At 47.1% G+C, this 16,114-nt stretch carries 17 protein-coding genes; 15 read left to right on the plus strand and 2 right to left on the minus strand.

All coding sequences use genetic code 11. From position 1 onward, the window contains the following. Entirely contained in the window at positions 1-1,314 is a 1,314-nt protein-coding gene (locus KNQ02_RS02760) for a replication-associated recombination protein A (RefSeq protein WP_214807270.1), read from the minus strand. A gap of 67 nt (positions 1,315-1,381) precedes the next feature. On the opposite strand from KNQ02_RS02760, the gene cymR reads away from it, so the two are divergent. The 4 genes from cymR to KNQ02_RS02780 are packed head-to-tail and all read left to right on the plus strand — an operon-like array spanning position 1,382 to position 4,740. Further along, positions 1,382-1,789: a cysteine metabolism transcriptional regulator CymR gene (gene cymR, locus KNQ02_RS02765; RefSeq protein ID WP_088838504.1), complete on the plus strand. Its 408-nt coding sequence runs from the start codon at positions 1,382-1,384 to the stop codon at positions 1,787-1,789. Positions 1,790-1,802: 13 nt separating this feature from the next. Next, positions 1,803-2,933, plus strand: a complete 1,131-nt coding sequence (locus KNQ02_RS02770) for a cysteine desulfurase family protein (RefSeq protein ID WP_088837512.1) — start codon at positions 1,803-1,805, stop codon at positions 2,931-2,933. Between the two features lie 12 nt (positions 2,934-2,945). Further along, complete coding sequence (gene mnmA / locus KNQ02_RS02775; protein WP_214768675.1) at positions 2,946-4,070, plus strand: tRNA 2-thiouridine(34) synthase MnmA; 1,125 nt, start codon at positions 2,946-2,948, stop codon at positions 4,068-4,070. Then, the gene (locus KNQ02_RS02780) at positions 4,024-4,740 is read left to right on the plus strand and encodes a tetratricopeptide repeat protein (RefSeq protein WP_235195163.1); all 717 of its coding nucleotides are present in this window, start codon (positions 4,024-4,026) and stop codon (positions 4,738-4,740) included. The genes mnmA and KNQ02_RS02780 overlap by 47 nt, the downstream gene beginning before the upstream one ends. A gap of 216 nt (positions 4,741-4,956) precedes the next feature. Here KNQ02_RS02780 and KNQ02_RS02785 read toward each other — a convergent pair whose 3' ends face one another. After that, on the minus strand, positions 4,957-5,505 hold the full coding sequence (locus KNQ02_RS02785) for a VOC family protein (RefSeq protein WP_088837511.1): 549 nt from the start codon (positions 5,503-5,505) through the stop codon (positions 4,957-4,959). A 122-nt stretch (positions 5,506-5,627) separates the two neighbouring features. On the opposite strand from KNQ02_RS02785, the gene recD2 reads away from it, so the two are divergent. From recD2 to mtnN, 11 genes are all read left to right on the plus strand, one after another. Then, positions 5,628-7,853, plus strand: coding sequence for an SF1B family DNA helicase RecD2 (gene recD2 / locus KNQ02_RS02790; protein WP_214807272.1), 2,226 nt, complete (start codon positions 5,628-5,630; stop codon positions 7,851-7,853). Positions 7,854-8,185: 332 nt separating this feature from the next. Next, positions 8,186-10,828 carry an alanine--tRNA ligase gene (alaS, locus tag KNQ02_RS02795; protein WP_214766464.1) on the plus strand — a complete coding sequence of 881 codons (2,643 nt, stop codon included), beginning with the start codon at positions 8,186-8,188 and terminating at the stop codon, positions 10,826-10,828. 34 nt (positions 10,829-10,862) lie between these two features. Then, complete coding sequence (locus KNQ02_RS02800; protein WP_029331017.1) at positions 10,863-11,132, plus strand: IreB family regulatory phosphoprotein; 270 nt, start codon at positions 10,863-10,865, stop codon at positions 11,130-11,132. Beyond that, a complete protein-coding gene (ruvX, locus tag KNQ02_RS02805; RefSeq protein WP_029331016.1) occupies positions 11,129-11,551 on the plus strand; it encodes a Holliday junction resolvase RuvX in 423 nt (140 codons plus the stop codon). The genes KNQ02_RS02800 and ruvX overlap by 4 nt, the downstream gene beginning before the upstream one ends. Positions 11,552-11,564: 13 nt before the next feature. Then, the gene (locus tag KNQ02_RS02810) at positions 11,565-11,852 is read left to right on the plus strand and encodes a DUF1292 domain-containing protein (RefSeq protein ID WP_029331015.1); all 288 of its coding nucleotides are present in this window, start codon (positions 11,565-11,567) and stop codon (positions 11,850-11,852) included. Further along, positions 11,836-12,132 carry a DUF1292 domain-containing protein gene (locus KNQ02_RS02815; protein WP_235195162.1) on the plus strand — a complete coding sequence of 99 codons (297 nt, stop codon included), beginning with the start codon at positions 11,836-11,838 and terminating at the stop codon, positions 12,130-12,132. The genes KNQ02_RS02810 and KNQ02_RS02815 overlap by 17 nt, the downstream gene beginning before the upstream one ends. 79 nt (positions 12,133-12,211) lie before the next feature. Further along, on the plus strand, positions 12,212-13,360 hold the full coding sequence (gene mltG / locus KNQ02_RS02820; protein ID WP_088837508.1) for an endolytic transglycosylase MltG: 1,149 nt from the start codon (positions 12,212-12,214) through the stop codon (positions 13,358-13,360). Positions 13,361-13,431: 71 nt separating this feature from the next. Continuing rightward, positions 13,432-14,073 (plus strand): O-methyltransferase, encoded by a 642-nt coding sequence (locus KNQ02_RS02825; protein ID WP_029331012.1) that lies wholly within the window; start codon positions 13,432-13,434, stop codon positions 14,071-14,073. 16 nt (positions 14,074-14,089) lie between these two features. After that, complete coding sequence (gene udk / locus KNQ02_RS02830) at positions 14,090-14,737, plus strand: uridine kinase (RefSeq protein WP_214766460.1); 648 nt, start codon at positions 14,090-14,092, stop codon at positions 14,735-14,737. A gap of 56 nt (positions 14,738-14,793) precedes the next feature. Continuing rightward, the gene (gene greA / locus KNQ02_RS02835) at positions 14,794-15,267 is read left to right on the plus strand and encodes a transcription elongation factor GreA (protein ID WP_088837506.1); all 474 of its coding nucleotides are present in this window, start codon (positions 14,794-14,796) and stop codon (positions 15,265-15,267) included. A 53-nt stretch (positions 15,268-15,320) separates the two neighbouring features. Further along, on the plus strand, positions 15,321-16,028 hold the full coding sequence (mtnN, locus tag KNQ02_RS02840; protein WP_029331009.1) for a 5'-methylthioadenosine/S-adenosylhomocysteine nucleosidase: 708 nt from the start codon (positions 15,321-15,323) through the stop codon (positions 16,026-16,028). Positions 16,029-16,114: the final 86 nt, after the last annotated feature.

Genomic DNA, 16,114 nt, shown 5'->3' on the forward strand with positions numbered 1-16,114 from the left:
TTACGGCTGTTTTTTCCAAAACTCGAGTCGGGCTTGGAGTTGTTTCTCAAAACCGCGTGGACTCGGCTCGTAAAAGACCGGTTTCGTCCGCGCTAAGTTTTCCGGCCAATAGCTTTGTTTCACGTAAGCATGAGGAAACTGGTGCGGGTATTGATAAGCGACACCATTTCCGAGTGCTTCTGCACCGGGATGATGGGCGTCACGAAGATGCGGTGGGACCGGTCCACCGTCCGAACGTCGTACGAGAGCGAGCGCCTTGTCGATTGCTGTGATGACGGTATTTGATTTAGGTGCCGTCGCCAAATACAATACGGTTTCAGCGAGCGGAATCCGTGCTTCCGGAAAACCAACGTATTCACACGCGCGAGCACAAGCGTCGACAATCAACAGGGCTTGTGGATCCGATAGCCCGATGTCTTCTGCGGCATGGACGTACAATCGTCTGACGATGAAGCGAGGACTTTCGCCCGCTTCAATCATGACGGCGAGCCAATATAATGCTGCGTCGGGATCGGATCCACGGATTGATTTAATGAAAGCCGAGATGACATCATAATGGCGGTCGCCGTCTTTATCGTATTTCAATGCTTTTTGCTGAATCGATTCTTCCGCGACGGCGAGGTCAATCGTGATTTCACCGTCGACTTCCGGAGTCGTCAAGACGGCGAGCTCGAGTGCATTTAGCAAGGCGCGATAGTCGCCGTCGGATAGTTTAACGTAATGATCAATCGCTTCTTCTGTAATCGAAATCGGATATTTTCCGAGACCGCGGTCTTTATCAGCTAACGTTCGGTTAAGCACGACACGTAAATCGTCTGCCGTCGGTGGTTCGAACCGAAAGACGGTCGCCCGAGAGAGTAAAGCGGCGTTGACCTCGAAGCTTGGATTTTCCGTCGTCGCCCCGATTAAAGTGATCGTACCTGCTTCAAGAGCGGGGAGCAACGCGTCTTGCTGCATTTTATTAAAACGATGGATTTCATCTAAAAAGAGAATTGTTTTTTGATCATCAAACTGTAAACGAGACTCCGCCGCCTTTAAGACGTCGCGTAATTGATCGAGTTTTGCGGTGACGGCATTCAACTGTTCAAAAGCCGACTTCGTGTAACTCGAGATGACGCGTGCGAGTGTCGTTTTCCCTGTTCCCGGTGGACCATAAAAAATGACCGTCCCGAGCCGATCGGCAAGGATAGCGCGACGTAAGAGGGTCGTCTCTCCAATTAAATGCCGTTGGCCAACGATTTCGTCCAGTGACTGAGGACGCATCCGGTTGGCGAGCGGTCCAGCAGGATATTTTGATTCAAATAAATTAGCCATAGGTAGCGTTCCTTCTTTCCACGTGGATTCAGCTCCTACTATACTAGAAAGGATGTTATTTCGCATGATGAAAATCTCGACGAAAGGCCGGTATGGTCTGACAATCATGATCGCACTCGCTAAAGGAGGCGAACAAAAGCCGTTATCCTTAAAGAAAATTGCGCAAATGTATAATCTGTCGGAGCATTATTTGGAACAATTGATTGCCCCGCTCCGAAATGGCGGGCTGGTCAAAAGTGTCCGTGGCGCTTACGGCGGTTATAAGTTAGGGCGTAAAGCGGAAGAAATCACGGCCGGCGATATCATTCGTTTGCTTGAGGGACCACTCGTCGTTGTCGAAGGGGACAATTCTGATGAAGTGACGAAACGAAAATTATGGGATAAAATCCAAAGTGCAGTCGATCAAGTACTGGATTCGACGACATTAAAGGATTTAGCGGAAGACGATGATACTGGATATATGTTCTATATATGAAAGGTGAGACGAAATGATGTATTTTGATCATGCGGCGACAACGCCGATGCACCCTGATGTACTCCAAACAATGACTCCATATATGCTCGAGCAATTCGGGAATCCGTCGAGCGTTCATGCGTTCGGTCGTTCCGGCCGGGCGGCGATTGACGCGGCACGTCGGACAATCGCGAGTGAACTGAATGCCAAACCGAATGAAATCATCTTCACGGCGGGGGGGACGGAGTCGGATAACTATGCGATTTTGGGTGCCGCGATGAAACATCAAGACAAGGGACAGCATGTCATCACGACACGCTTCGAACACCATGCCGTCCTGCGTGCGTTCGAAGAACTCGAAAAACGTGGGTTTGACGTGACGTATTTAGAAGTGCCGGAGTCGGGCATCGTCACGGTCGATGCACTCGCGGCAGCGCTTCGCCCGGATACGATTCTTGTTTCGGTCATGTTCGGAAACAATGAAGTCGGGACACTGCAACCAATCAAGGAAATGGGCCAGTTATTAAACAAACAAAACATTCTCTTTCATACGGATGCGGTCCAAGTCTTTGGCAAGCTGAGTCTCGACGTCGAAGCATGTCATATTGACCTATTATCGGCATCAAGTCATAAAATCAATGGACCAAAAGGTGTCGGGATGCTCTACGTCCGAACAGGCGTCCAGTTAGAAGTGCAGTCGTACGGTGGCGAACAAGAACGGAAGCGTCGCGCGGGAACAGAAAACGTCGCTGGAATCGTCGGTTTCGCAAAAGCCGTTCAATTGATCGTAGCAGAACGTGACATACTGAAAGCCCAGTCGGAAGACTTGCGTCGCCTGTTACTCAATCGTCTCGAGGCTAGTTCGATTTCCTATGAACAAAATGGGCATCCAGGACTGCCGCATATCGTCAATCTCTATTTCCCGCGTGTCGAGATTGAACCGTTTTTAATCATGCTCGATATGCGCGGAATTGCCGTCTCGAGCGGGAGTGCCTGTACGGCAGGTTCCATTGAACCATCTCACGTGTTGTCCGCGATGTACGGTGAAAATGACCGAACGCGGCAATCGGTCCGAATTAGTTTCGGCCGTGGAAATGATGCCGGGCAAGTCGAACTACTCGCACAAGGACTGATAGATGTCGTAAAATCGTTTCAGAACAAATAAGAGGTGAAAGCAATGAATACAAGAGCAAAAGCGCCAAGTGAGACGACAGTCGTCGTCGGAATGTCTGGCGGCGTCGACTCGTCCGTCACAGCACACTTGCTGAAAGAACAAGGGTACAACGTCATCGGAATCTTCATGAAAAACTGGGATGATACGGATGAAGACGGTTTTTGTACAGCGACGGAAGACTATGAAGATGTAATCGCGGTCGCCAATCAAATCGGCATTCCGTACTATGCAGTCAACTTCGAAAAAGAATACTGGGACAAAGTCTTCACGTATTTCTTGAATGAATATAAACTGGGTCGGACACCGAATCCGGATGTCATGTGTAACAAGGAGATCAAGTTCAAAGCGTTTCTTGATCACGCCATGCGTCTCGGGGCGGATTTTGTCGCGACAGGTCATTACGCGCGTGCGGTCTATGAAGACGGGGAACACAAGTTACTCCGTGGGATCGATACGAATAAAGACCAAACGTACTTCTTGAACCAACTCTCACAAGACCAAATTGCGAAAGCGATGTTCCCGATCGGTCACATGGAAAAGTCAGAAGTCCGGAAAATCGCGGAAGAAGCGAACTTGGCGACGGCGAAGAAAAAAGATTCGACCGGTATCTGTTTTATCGGGGAACGGAACTTTAAACAATTCCTCAGCCAATATCTCCCGGCACAACCAGGCGAAATGCGGACACTCGACGGAAAAGTCATGGGACGTCACGATGGTTTGATGTATTACACGATGGGACAGCGTCATGGGTTAGGGATTGGCGGAGACGGAGAGCCTTGGTTCGTTGTTGGAAAAAATCTTGCGGATAACGTCTTGTTCGTTGATCAAGGCTTCCATAATGAACTGCTCTACTCGGAAGGATTATATGCGTCGGACATCAGCTGGACGGCACCACTTAAAGTCGGCGATACATTCCGGTGTACGGCGAAGTTCCGCTACCGTCAAGAAGACTCAGGCGTGACTGTCCGCTTGCTTGAAAATGGACGTCTTGATGTTGCCTTTGACGAACGCCAACGGGCAATTACACCAGGACAAGCCGTCGTATTTTATGATGGTGATGTCTGCTTAGGTGGCGCAACGATTGACGAAGCGTACAAAGCGGGCGAACGTCTTACGTATCTTGCATAAGGGAGAGAACACGATGAATTATAACGAAGTAGGATTCAGACATTTAGAAGCGGGAAATTACGAACTGGCTGCGCAAGCCTTCAACGATGCGATTGAAGAAAACCCGAATGATCCGACGGCATATGTCAACTTGGGAACGTTGCTTCAATCGATGGATGATGCAGACCGGGCATTACGCTTTTATGAAAAGGCGCTGACAATTGACCCGACGTTCGCCAGTGCCCACTATGCAAAAGGGGCATTGTTCTTTGCGGCAGAGCAACTGGTCGAGGCAGAAGATGCCTTGCGGCTCGCCTTACTCCATGGACTTGATGACGCCGATCTACACTTCATGCTTGGTCTGACGTATCAAAAGCTCGGCGATCCTGTCCGGGGAATTCCTCGCTTGAAACAAGCGACGGAATTGAACGGGGTGGACGTCGAAATTGCTTTCCAATACGGCCTTGCGCTCGCACAAAACGAACAGATCGAAGAAGCGGCAGAAATTTTCGAGCAAGTCCTGTTGTTAGAAGAAACGCACACGGACGCACGCTATAACTATGCGATTGCCCTTGCATTTCTTGGTCAGCAAGAAGCGTGTTATACGGAGCTCGAGACGGTTCTTGAATATCAACCGAATCATACGCTTGCGCAAGATGCGAAAGCGAAAATGGATTCTTTGTTGAAATAAGGTCAATGAATGGGTCTGACTCATAAGTCAGACCAGCATCAAGCCGTGTGACGGATGTTTCCGTCCTTCAACAATCAAATGGCCGATGATCCCACTTTTCAAGGGACCATCGGCCATTTTTGTGCAATTTCTTATTGTTCAAGAGGGTTTAATCCTTGCCTGTGTCATGCGACCGCTTTAAAGCGCATTCCGTCTCTGATCGTTTTGAAGATTGCGTTAGTTTCCGACTTCACGTACGACGCGTTGCGGCGGACCAGAAAAGTCTTCGTACGCCTCGTCCATATTTTTTGTATAGAGCTCAATCACATTTTGTTCAGTATCTTTAAAATAAGCGGAGTATTCTTTATCATTCGAAGTTTCTTGTTCATCCCATTCTCGAATCTTAACGGCAATATCTGCTTCCCGTAAGACGTTCAGAGCGTCCTCGAATCGGTTTTTTTCAATGTAAAAGGCGCAGTGGACGTGAGTCCCTCCTTCATCATAAAGCGAATCCCACTTCGTGACCGGTAGATTTTTCACAGTCCGTTCCTCGAGTGTGAAATCTCGTTTGAGCCAGAGTCCAAGTCGCGTGTTTCCGCCAATATAGAGCCATGTCGCCCAAACGCCGTCTTGCGTCGCTTGTTCTTTACTTGGTTCCGCGTCATCTGGAGCCCATTGCTCGACAATCGGTATTCCGAGCGTCCCATGCCAAAAGTTGACAGCGCGTTCCATATCCTCTACTTCAAGTACTAATTCACATAAACCAGCAATTGGTAATCGTCCCACATGCTTCTCCTCCAATTCAATTTTTAGTTCAAGTTCACTTTCCCTGATTTTAAATCGATTAAACGAGTGCTATGATGATGAGAGCGTAGTAAATCGTAGTCTTTTAGAAAGTAGGTGGAGTGATGGAGCACCCTCATCAAGTCGTCGGTCGTGTTAAACGTGTGCTCTTCTCCTCCGAAGAAGAAGCGCATTCCATCGTATTGGTGGCTGTTAAGGAAAAAAACTTTGAATTGAAAGAAACTGAACTCGTCGTGACGGGAACGGGAGTCGGGATTGAACTTGGCGGTACGTATCAGGCGTTTGGCCGTTTAGTGGACCATCCACGGTTTGGTAAACAATTAAAGGCAGAATTAATTCGCCGTTCTGTCCCGATGACGAAGCATGCCGCTGTCCGCTTTTTGACGAATGGATCGTTTACCGGCATTGGTCCGAAAACAGCGAAAAATATCGTCGAGGCACTTGGCGAGGATGCGATTGATGTCATCTTAAAAGATAGCCGTGCCCTCGATCGTGTGCCTGGACTTAAACAAAAACAAGCTGACGTCATCTTCAGTCGACTGGCAACGCTCTATGGCGTTGATCAATTGATGTTGTTTTTGGCACCGTTCGACGTCACGCCGAAACTTGCAGCTAAAATTTATGCGGCGTACGAAGGGGATGCGATGGCGCGGATTCGTGAAAACCCGTATTCCTTGATGTACGAAGTGAGCGGGATCGGTTTTAAGACGGCCGATCAAATTGCCTCCCATCTCGGCTTGATTGGTCTTCACCCGGAACGCGTTGCAGCGTCCGTCATGTACATACTTGAGCAAGAGGCAGGGGAAGGACATGCTTTTGCGACAATTGATTCATTGTTGCAGCGGGCACCCCGCCTGCTAGGCGAAGACCCAGGAGAACGACTCGAACAGGCAATCGAGTTGTTGTTGACAGAAGATAAAGTAAAACTCGAAGAAGGCTGTCTGTATCTGCCGACGATTTATTATGCGGAAGTCAGGGCGGCAAAAGAGCTGGCACGCGTCATGGCGAATGGAGCAGAGCAAGAAGTCGATGTCGCGACGATCTTAACGGCAATCGGTCAGCTCGAAGAACGTTTCGGAATGGAATATGCGACGCAACAACGAGAAGCGATTGAACTGGCCGTCAAAGCACCATTGATGGTCTTGACCGGTGGACCGGGAACCGGTAAAACGACGGTCATCAAAGGAATCTTACATGCCTTACAAGAAATCCATGATTGGCCGCTCGAAAAAAGTCAAGTCAAATCAGGTGATGTGTATCCGTACGTTCTCGTCGCACCGACCGGGCGTGCTGCAAAACGATTGTCGGAAGCGACCGATGTTCCGGCGATGACAATTCATCGGCTGTTGAAATACGACGGCTCAAATTTTCAATTGAATGAAGATCAACCAATCACCGGAAAAGTGTTGATCATCGATGAATCATCGATGATTGATATCTACCTCTTGTCGAGTCTCCTTCGCGCCGTACCGAACGGGATGAAAATCTTGTTCGTTGGTGACCGGGATCAACTGCCGTCGGTCGGTCCGGGACAAGTTTTGGCTGATTTAATGGATACGGACGGGATTCCGGTCGTACGACTCAATGTCGTACACCGTCAAGCGGAGGATTCGTCGATTTTACGATTGGCTCATGATTTGAAAAATCGGGTCACATCAGCTGATTTATTGGCACCGTTATCGGACCGTCGTTTTTATTCACTTGCTCCGCAGGAATCATTACGCGGGATTGCCGCCTTCGCTGAAAAAGCGTTAGCAAAAGGTTACTCGAAGTTCGACGTCCAAGTCCTCGCCCCGACATATCGCGGACAAGTCGGGATTGATGAACTCAATCTCGCGCTGCAAAATGTCTACAATCCGGAAGCACCGAAAAAACGGGAAGTGAAGCAAGGGAATCGGCTGTACCGGAGTGGAGATAAGATTCTTCAGCTCGTCAACAATGCGGAAGAAAATGTCTACAATGGTGATATCGGCGAAATCGTCAACATCTTTTTTGCGAAAGAAAACGTCGATAAAGTCGATAAAATTATCGCGCGGTTCGACCAGACGGAAGTCGAATACAATCGCAGTGACTGGGACCAATTCACACATGCCTATGCGATCACGATCCATAAAGCCCAAGGGTCGGAGTTTCCGATCGTTCTGATGCCGGTCTTCTTTACGGGCGCCTTTAAGCATTCGAGAAACTTAATTTATACGGCCGTGACCCGTGCGAAAACAAGTTTGTTGTTGTTCGGAGATCCACGCGCCTTTCACAAGGCATCACAAGAAGAAGAACCTCGTCGACGGACGCGGTTGATTGAACGTCTGGGTGGTGCGACAAAGACTTGACGGAATACGTTGGATAGGTAATAATCACGTTAGATGAATGGACGCAAAACGTTGATAGAAGATAAGTAGAGTGATGCAATCATGACGAAGAGAGAGATGGATTTGCTGCAACCATCTCCATGATGAATCATTTGAAGCTCCTTCTTGAGTCGAGTGAAAACACTTGCGGTTAATCCCCGTTATTGGATTTTTCGAGGTAACATCCGTAACAGAGGATGTTGCGAACGAGGGTGGTACCACGAGAGCGATGCTTTCGTCCCTTTCCTAGGGGATGATGCATCGTTTTTTTTTGCGTTCAGGATGAACTTATTAATTAATTGGGGGTATTTTCGATGAAACCATTAAAACCGTTGACTGGCGCACAAATCCGTCAGATGTATCTCGACTTTTTCCAATCGAAAGGTCACGCTGTGGAACCGAGTGCTTCTCTCGTACCAGTGGAAGATCCAACATTGCTTTGGATTAACTCAGGTGTCGCGACATTAAAAAAATATTTTGATGGACGTGTCATCCCAGACAATCCACGAATCGTCAATGCACAAAAATCGATCCGGACGAACGATATCGAAAACGTCGGTAAAACGGCACGGCACCATACGTTTTTTGAAATGCTCGGTAACTTTTCAGTCGGTGATTACTTCCGTGAAGATGCGATCAAATGGGGCTGGGAACTCTTAACGAGTGACGAGTGGTACGGTCTAGATCCAGAGTACTTGTCTGTTACGATCCATCCGGAAGACGATGCGGCACGCCAAATCTGGCTTGAGCTCGGTGTTCCGGCTGAACGGATCATTCCGCTCGAAGATAACTTCTGGGAAATCGGTGAAGGTCCATCTGGTCCGAACACGGAAATTTTCTTTGATCGTGGTCCAGACTTCGGTGACGACCCGAACGATTCAGAACTCTACCCGGGTGGCGAAAATGAACGTTATCTTGAAATCTGGAACATCGTTTTCAGTCAGTATAACCATGATGGAAACGGGAACTACACAGAACTTCCACGCAAAAACATTGATACAGGAATGGGTCTCGAACGGATGGCTAGTGTCTTACAAAACGTGCCGACGAACTTCGATACGGACTTGTTCATGCCGATCATCCATAAGACGGAAGAAATGAGTGGTAAAAAATACCGTGATGACGCGAAGCTGGATGTAGCATTCAAAGTCATCGCTGATCATATCCGAACAGTTTCGTTTGCGATTGGCGACGGCGCATTGCCATCGAACGAAGGACGCGGGTATGTCCTCCGTCGTTTACTTCGCCGGGCAGTCCGCTATGCGAAGATGCTTGGAATCGAACGTCCGTTCATGTACGAGCTCGTGGATACGGTCGGTGGCGTCATGGTTGACTTTTACCCACAAGTTCCAGAGAAGGCGGACTTCATCAAACGTGTCATCAAGAATGAAGAAGAACGTTTCCATGAAACATTACAAGATGGTCTCGCGATTTTAAATACGGTCGCTCAGACGGCTAAAAATAATGGAGAGCATACGATTAGTGGGGAAGATGCATTCCGTCTTTACGACACGTACGGTTTCCCCCTCGAATTGACAGTCGAATATGCAGAAGATCATCAAATGGCAGTTGACGAAGAAGGCTTTAAACGGGCGATGGATGAGCAACGTAAGCGGGCCCGTGCGGCACGTGAAGATGGCGGATCGATGCAACAGCAATCTGAAGTTCTTGCGACATTGACGGTACCAAGCCGGTTCGTCGGTTATACGGATGTGAAGACGGATGCAACGATCGTCGCATTGCTTCATGATGGAGAACATGTCACGGAAGTCGCAGCAGGCGAACAGGCACAAGTCATTTTAGACATCACGCCGTTTTATGCTGAGAGCGGTGGTGAAGTCGCGGATACAGGAACGATTGAAGGAAAAGATTTCGTCTTAGACGTCAAAGACGTACAAAAAGCACCGAACGGTCAAAACTTGCATACGGTCATCGTTCGGACGGGGATTGCACTCGCGGACGCTTCAGTCATCGCAGAAGTCGAAGGCGCAGCACGTAAAGCCATTACGAAAAACCATACAGCAACACACTTGTTGCATAAAGCACTAAAAGATACACTCGGCACGCACGTCAATCAAGCAGGATCACTCGTGTCAGCAGATCGTCTCCGCTTTGACTTCTCTCACTTTGGTGCAGTCACGGCAGATGAACTGAAAACGATTGAACAGGATGTCAATCAGGCAATCTGGGCATCGCTGGCTGTCGATATCGAAGAAATGAACATCGCCGATGCAAAAGCAAAAGGGGCAATGGCACTGTTCGGTGAAAAATATGGTGAAACGGTCCGCGTCGTATCGGCAGGAACGTATTCAATCGAATTATGTGGCGGGATCCACGTCAAGAACACGGCGGAAATCGGTCTTTTCAAAATTGTTTCTGAATCAGGTATCGGTGCTGGTACACGTCGGATTGAAGCGGTCACAGGAGCTGGTGCATATCGTGTCATGAATGCGCATCTTGAGACGCTCGAACAAGCAGCACGTGTCCTGAAGACGAAAACGACGGAAGTTCCGAGTCGAATTGAAGCGTTACAAGTTCAATTACGTGAGACAGAACGCGCAAACGAATCACTCCAAGCAAAACTTTCGAATATCGAAGCAGCATCACTTAAAGATGACGTTGAACTGATCAATGGTGTCCAAGTCCTTTCGAAACGTGTCGATGTGTCTGATATGGATGCATTACGTGGGATGATGGATGAATTGAAAGGTTCACTCGAGTCAGCAATCATCGTCCTCGGCAGTGCGCAAGGCGACAAAGTGAACCTCGTCGCAAGTGTCTCGAAAGACTTAATCGACCAAGGTTATCATGCTGGGAAATTGATTAAAGAAGTTGCGACACGTTGCGGCGGCGGTGGCGGTGGACGCCCGGATATGGCCCAAGCAGGCGGGAAAGATGCTTCGAAATTAAATGAAGCGTTGGCGTATGCTTCACATTATGCGCAATCACTGGCATAATAGAAAAGTAGTGTAAATGAAAGAGGTGATTAACGTGAGTCAGATGGATCAAACGATGAAATTTAATTTTCCGGAAGACGATAGTAAAGCAGCGACACGGGAAGTGTTGTTGACGGTCTATCACGCTTTGGAAGAGAAAGGATATCATCCAATTAATCAGATCGTCGGATACCTTCTATCTGGGGATCCTGCTTACATTCCTCGTCATAATGATGCACGTAATCTAATCCGTAAGATTGAACGAGATGAATTGCTTGAAGAACTCGTCAAATCCTATCTGTCGGAGAGTGGAGACAAAAAATGAAGCGTGCGATCGGACTCGATGTCGGTTCGAAGACGATTGGAGTCGCGGTGAGTGATTTGATGGGCTGGACGGCGCAAGGCGTCGAGACCGTCAAATGGACAGAACCCGATTATCCTGTCGCCTTCAAGCGACTAGAGGCAATCATTAAAGAGTACGGTGTCGAAATCATCGTCATCGGACATCCGAAAAACATGAACGGTTCGATTGGTCCGCGAGCAGAAGCAAGTGAAGCGTTCGCGCGTGAAATCGAATCAGCGACAGGACTTTCAACAGTTCTCGTCGATGAGCGTCTCACGACGATGCAGGCAGAGCGTATGTTGATCGACGCAGATGTCAGTCGAAAAAAACGAAAACAAGTCATCGATAAGATGGCGGCAGTCATGATCCTACAATCGTATTTGGATCGGGCGAACCGGTAAAGGAGGAAATGAGATGTCTGAAGAAAAGCGCCAGTATCTCTTTCCGGATGAAGACGGTGGCGAACATCTTTTCGAAGAATGGTACCGTTATGTCAGCGAGCGAACAGGGAAAACGTATCTGTTCCTCGAAATGATAGGGAATCCAGAAGATGGCGCAGATGATTTAATCATCTGTGAGATTGATGAGTATGGAGAAGGCGACGATGATTTTGAATTGAGCCTGATCGATGAAAATGATGAGCAGACTTGGGATGAACTCGAGACTGCATTAAAGGAGCGGATGAATGATGCAACAGAATGAACCAACACGTTACGTAATTCCAGATGGTGAAGGTAATGATTTCGAATTTATGGAGCGGTTACGTTATGAGAGCCCACGCTCAAACAAAACGTATATCTTCCTCGAGCCAGTCGGTGCTGACTACGACAACGCGGAAGAAGTCGACATCTTCGTTTACGAACTAGACGAGTATGGCGACGGAGACAATGACTTCAATCTTGTTCCGATCGAAGAAGATGACACGGAAACGTGGGATGAAATCGAAGAAGTCTTCAATACATTAGAAGACGAGCTTGAATAACCGACTCGTGTATAAGGTGATGTCGAAGGAGCAATGCTCTTTCGAGGTCACCTTGTTTTAAGAGAAAAAGGAGGAACCGATGGAGAACGAATGGAAGCACAATGCTGAAATCGAAAACAAGCGCCGCCGGACATCACGCCGGATTACGCTCATCATCCTTTCAGTGTTATTCACGATTTTCTTAGTAGCAGGTGCGGCAATCTATATCTTTTTAAAAAATTCACTCGAACCCGTCAACGCGGACGCAACAAAATCCGTGAAAGTCGAAATTCCGTTAGGTGCTGGAACAAGTACGATTTCAAATATCCTAAAGGACAAAGAATTGATTGCAAATGAAACGATTTTTCGCTATTACGTTCGCTATAAGAATGAATCGTCATTCCAAGCGGGAACGTACACGCTGACGCAAGCGATGACACCGGACGAAATCATCAATAAGTTGAAAACCGGTAAAGTCATGAAAGCAGCAGATGTCAAGATGACGATTCCTGAAGGGATTACGATGGATCGGCAAATCGCCGTGATTGCAAAAGCAACGGGCTTTAAGCAAGAGGCTGTTCGTAAAGCACTGACGGATCAAACGTACATCAACAGTTTGATTGAAAAGTATCCGATGTTAACGGATGAAGTGAAACAAAAAGGAGTACTCTACTCCCTTGAAGGTTACTTGTTCCCGGCGACGTATGAATTTGATAAAGGGAAAAACATCAATCAAATTGCTGAAACGATGCTTGACGAGATGGAAAAAATTTATGATGCAAATGCAGATGCGATTAAAGAATCAGGAATGACATTCCATGAAGTCCTCAGTCTTGGATCGATGGTTGAACGTGAAGCGGCAACAGCGAAAGACCGCCGTGAAATCGCTGGCGTTTTCAAAAATCGTCTTGATGATGGTATGAAACTTCAGTCGGATCCAACAGTCTGGTATGGTACGGGGGAAAACACGGCATTAACGACATTGAAAGATCTAGAGAATAACTCGAAATACAATACGTATAAATATGAGGGGATTCCAATCGGTCCGATTTCAACAGTCAGTAAAGATTCCGTACTCGCCGTACTCAATCCGAATAAAACAAAGTATGTTTATTTCTTTGCTCGGCCACCGAGTGAAAAAAATCCAAAAGGACAGATTCTTTACGAAGAGACGTATGAAGAACATCAACGTAATGTCGTAAAGTATAAACCGGAATGGGTTGAATACGAAGCAAGTAAAGAGCAATGAGCATCGGGTTGGTTTGGGACGAGTATTTTCGTTCCAGGTCAACCTGTTTATGCGGAGAAGGAGTAGTTCGAATGAATGAGTTTACAGCGTATGTTGAAGCAATGATTAAGCCACGTGATTCGCTACTCGAAGAGATGGAAGCATATGCTAAGGAACATCACATCCCAATCATTGAATTGACGGGGTCAGAAGTGTTATTATCCTTGCTGACGCTACAACAACCAAAGCGGATACTCGAACTCGGGACGGCAATTGGATATAGCGCGATTCGAATGGCACGTGCATTGCCGAACGCACGCATCACGACAGTCGAACGAAATGCAAAACGGTATGAAGAGGCAAAAGCATTCATCGCCCGGTCAGATGTCGCGGACCGAATTGACATCGTTTTTGCAGATGCAGTAGAATTAGCCGAAACCCTTGACCAAGAGTTCGATGCAATCTTCATCGATGCGGCGAAAGGGCAGTATAAAAAATTCTTCAACGGTTATGGGCGGCTTGTGCCAATAGGCGGGATTTTATACACGGATAATCTGTTTTTACATGGTGATGTTTTAGAAACAGATCCAAAAACGTTTGATCGAAGAAGACGACGACTCGTCCGTCTCGTCAAGGAATTCACAGTCTGGATGATGGAACAAGAACAATACGATACGACGATTTTTCCACTCGGAGACGGTGTTTCCGTAAGTCGAAAAATCAAGTCGGAATGATGGAGGAACAAAATCAATGCAAAAACCGGTTGTAATTGGCGTTGCTGGAGGTACGGGATCAGGAAAGACGACAGTCGCACGCTCACTCGTCGCAGCTTTCCCGAGCGAATCGATCGTCATGATCGAGCAAGATGCTTACTATAAAGATCAAAGTACACTCTCGATGGAAGAAAGATATCAAACAAATTATGACCATCCGTTTGCATTCGATAATGATTTGCTGATTAACCACATCAAATCGTTACGTGAAAACATTGCGGTCGAAAAACCTGTTTATGATTACGTTGCGCATACGCGAGCGGAGGAGACGATCAAACTCGATCCACGTGATGTTATCATCGTCGAAGGAATCTTAGCGCTTGAAGATGAGCGTTTACGGGAATTGATGGATATTAAAGTGTTTGTCGATACAGATGCGGACGTACGGATTTTACGACGGATGCAACGTGATATCAACGAACGTGGTCGATCAATCGACTCGGTCGTCGAGCAGTATACGAATGTCGTCCGTCCGATGCATCTTCAGTTTTGTGAGCCGACAAAACGCTATGCAGATATCATCGTTCCGGAAGGTGGAGAGAATCATGTCGCGATTGATCTCCTCGTAACGAAGATTCGTGCCATACTCGATTATCGAACAGCACTTGATGAAAGAGGATATTGATTCCAAAAAAGATGTGAATATACTATACTAGTGGAATAAAAAGGAGCGTGACAAAAATGGCAGAAAAACAGTATTATATGACGCTTGACGGTAAAGCGAAAATTGAGAACGAGTTAAACGAACTGAAGTCAGTCCGCCGTAAAGAAGTAGTTGAAAATATTAAGATTGCACGATCTTTCGGAGACTTGTCTGAGAACGCAGAATATGATTCAGCGAAAGAAGAACAAGCGATGGTCGAAGGACGAATTGCACAACTTGAGGAAATGCTACGTAACGTAGCAATTATTTCTGAAGAAGAAAAGGATATTTCGGTCGTTAGTATCGGAACGACGGTCACATTCTTGATTCTTGAAGATGATGAAGAAGAAACGTACACGATTGTCGGAAGTGCAGAAGCGGATCCGTTCACAGGTAAAATCTCGAACGAATCACCAATCGCTAAAAGCTTACTCGGACATAGTGTAGGTGAGAAAGTATCGGTACAGGCTCCAGGTGGAGATTTCGCTGTAAAAATTACATCGATTAAATAAATAAAACGATGAAGCCGGAGCAATCCGGCTTTCTGTATGATGGAGGAATGAGTATGCCAATCGCTATCATTGGAGCAATGGAAGAAGAGGTCAACTTACTTCGGAATGAACTTTCTGAACGAAAAGACACGATGATTGCTAACTATCATTTTTATGAAGGTTTGTTGAACAGTGTGCCAGTCGTCATCTTGAAATCAGGCATCGGGAAAGTGAATGCTGCGATTGGAACGACATTGTTACTGGATCATTTTAAACCCAGTGCCGTCATCAATACGGGTTCTGCTGGTGGATTTAAGGCAGGGCTGACTGTCGGTGACGTCGTCGTCTCGACAGAAGTCCGTCATCATGATGTCGACGTGACAGCATTCGGATATGAATATGGACAAGTACCGGGTATGCCAGCTGCTTACGTGGCAGACGAAAAACTTGTCGCGACAGCTGAAGCCGTCATCGAACGGATGGAGTCGATTAATGTCGTTCACGGTCTAATCGTGACAGGAGATTCCTTCATTCATGATACAGAGCGCTCGACACTTATTAAAAAGAACTTCCCGGACGTCGCAGCAGTTGAAATGGAAGCAGCACCGATCGCACAAGTCTGTCATCAATTCGATGTTCCTTTCGTCGTAACACGTTCGATCTCGGATAGTGCAGATGAGGAAGCTTCACTCTCATTTGATGAATTTTTAGAAATTGCGTCGATTAACTCTGCGAAGATGGTCATGGAAGTTGTACGAACGCTAGCAGATTCTGAAGCGTAAGGTAGACGGAGGAGGGCCCTGATTGAAGGGACCCTTCTTTTTTCTTTGACAAAAAAGGATTAACGCTTTATATTAGTACCAGATAC

Source organism: Exiguobacterium sp. s102, from assembly GCF_018618635.1.
In the GTDB taxonomy this organism is placed as follows: domain Bacteria; phylum Bacillota; class Bacilli; order Exiguobacteriales; family Exiguobacteriaceae; genus Exiguobacterium_A; species Exiguobacterium_A oxidotolerans.

Coding starts and splice junctions, on each gene's coding strand:
- KNQ02_RS02760 (WP_214807270.1), bottom strand. CDS start 1,314: ATGGCTAATTTATTTGAATCAAAATATCCTGCTGGACCGCTCGCCAAC.
- cymR (WP_088838504.1), top strand. CDS start 1,382: ATGAAAATCTCGACGAAAGGCCGGTATGGTCTGACAATCATGATCGCA.
- KNQ02_RS02770 (WP_088837512.1), top strand. CDS start 1,803: ATGATGTATTTTGATCATGCGGCGACAACGCCGATGCACCCTGATGTA.
- mnmA (WP_214768675.1), top strand. CDS start 2,946: ATGAATACAAGAGCAAAAGCGCCAAGTGAGACGACAGTCGTCGTCGGA.
- recD2 (WP_214807272.1), top strand. CDS start 5,628: ATGGAGCACCCTCATCAAGTCGTCGGTCGTGTTAAACGTGTGCTCTTC.
- alaS (WP_214766464.1), top strand. CDS start 8,186: ATGAAACCATTAAAACCGTTGACTGGCGCACAAATCCGTCAGATGTAT.
- ruvX (WP_029331016.1), top strand. CDS start 11,129: ATGAAGCGTGCGATCGGACTCGATGTCGGTTCGAAGACGATTGGAGTC.
- KNQ02_RS02810 (WP_029331015.1), top strand. CDS start 11,565: ATGTCTGAAGAAAAGCGCCAGTATCTCTTTCCGGATGAAGACGGTGGC.
- KNQ02_RS02815 (WP_235195162.1), top strand. CDS start 11,836: ATGATGCAACAGAATGAACCAACACGTTACGTAATTCCAGATGGTGAA.
- mltG (WP_088837508.1), top strand. CDS start 12,212: ATGGAGAACGAATGGAAGCACAATGCTGAAATCGAAAACAAGCGCCGC.
- KNQ02_RS02825 (WP_029331012.1), top strand. CDS start 13,432: ATGAATGAGTTTACAGCGTATGTTGAAGCAATGATTAAGCCACGTGAT.
- udk (WP_214766460.1), top strand. CDS start 14,090: ATGCAAAAACCGGTTGTAATTGGCGTTGCTGGAGGTACGGGATCAGGA.
- greA (WP_088837506.1), top strand. CDS start 14,794: ATGGCAGAAAAACAGTATTATATGACGCTTGACGGTAAAGCGAAAATT.
- mtnN (WP_029331009.1), top strand. CDS start 15,321: ATGCCAATCGCTATCATTGGAGCAATGGAAGAAGAGGTCAACTTACTT.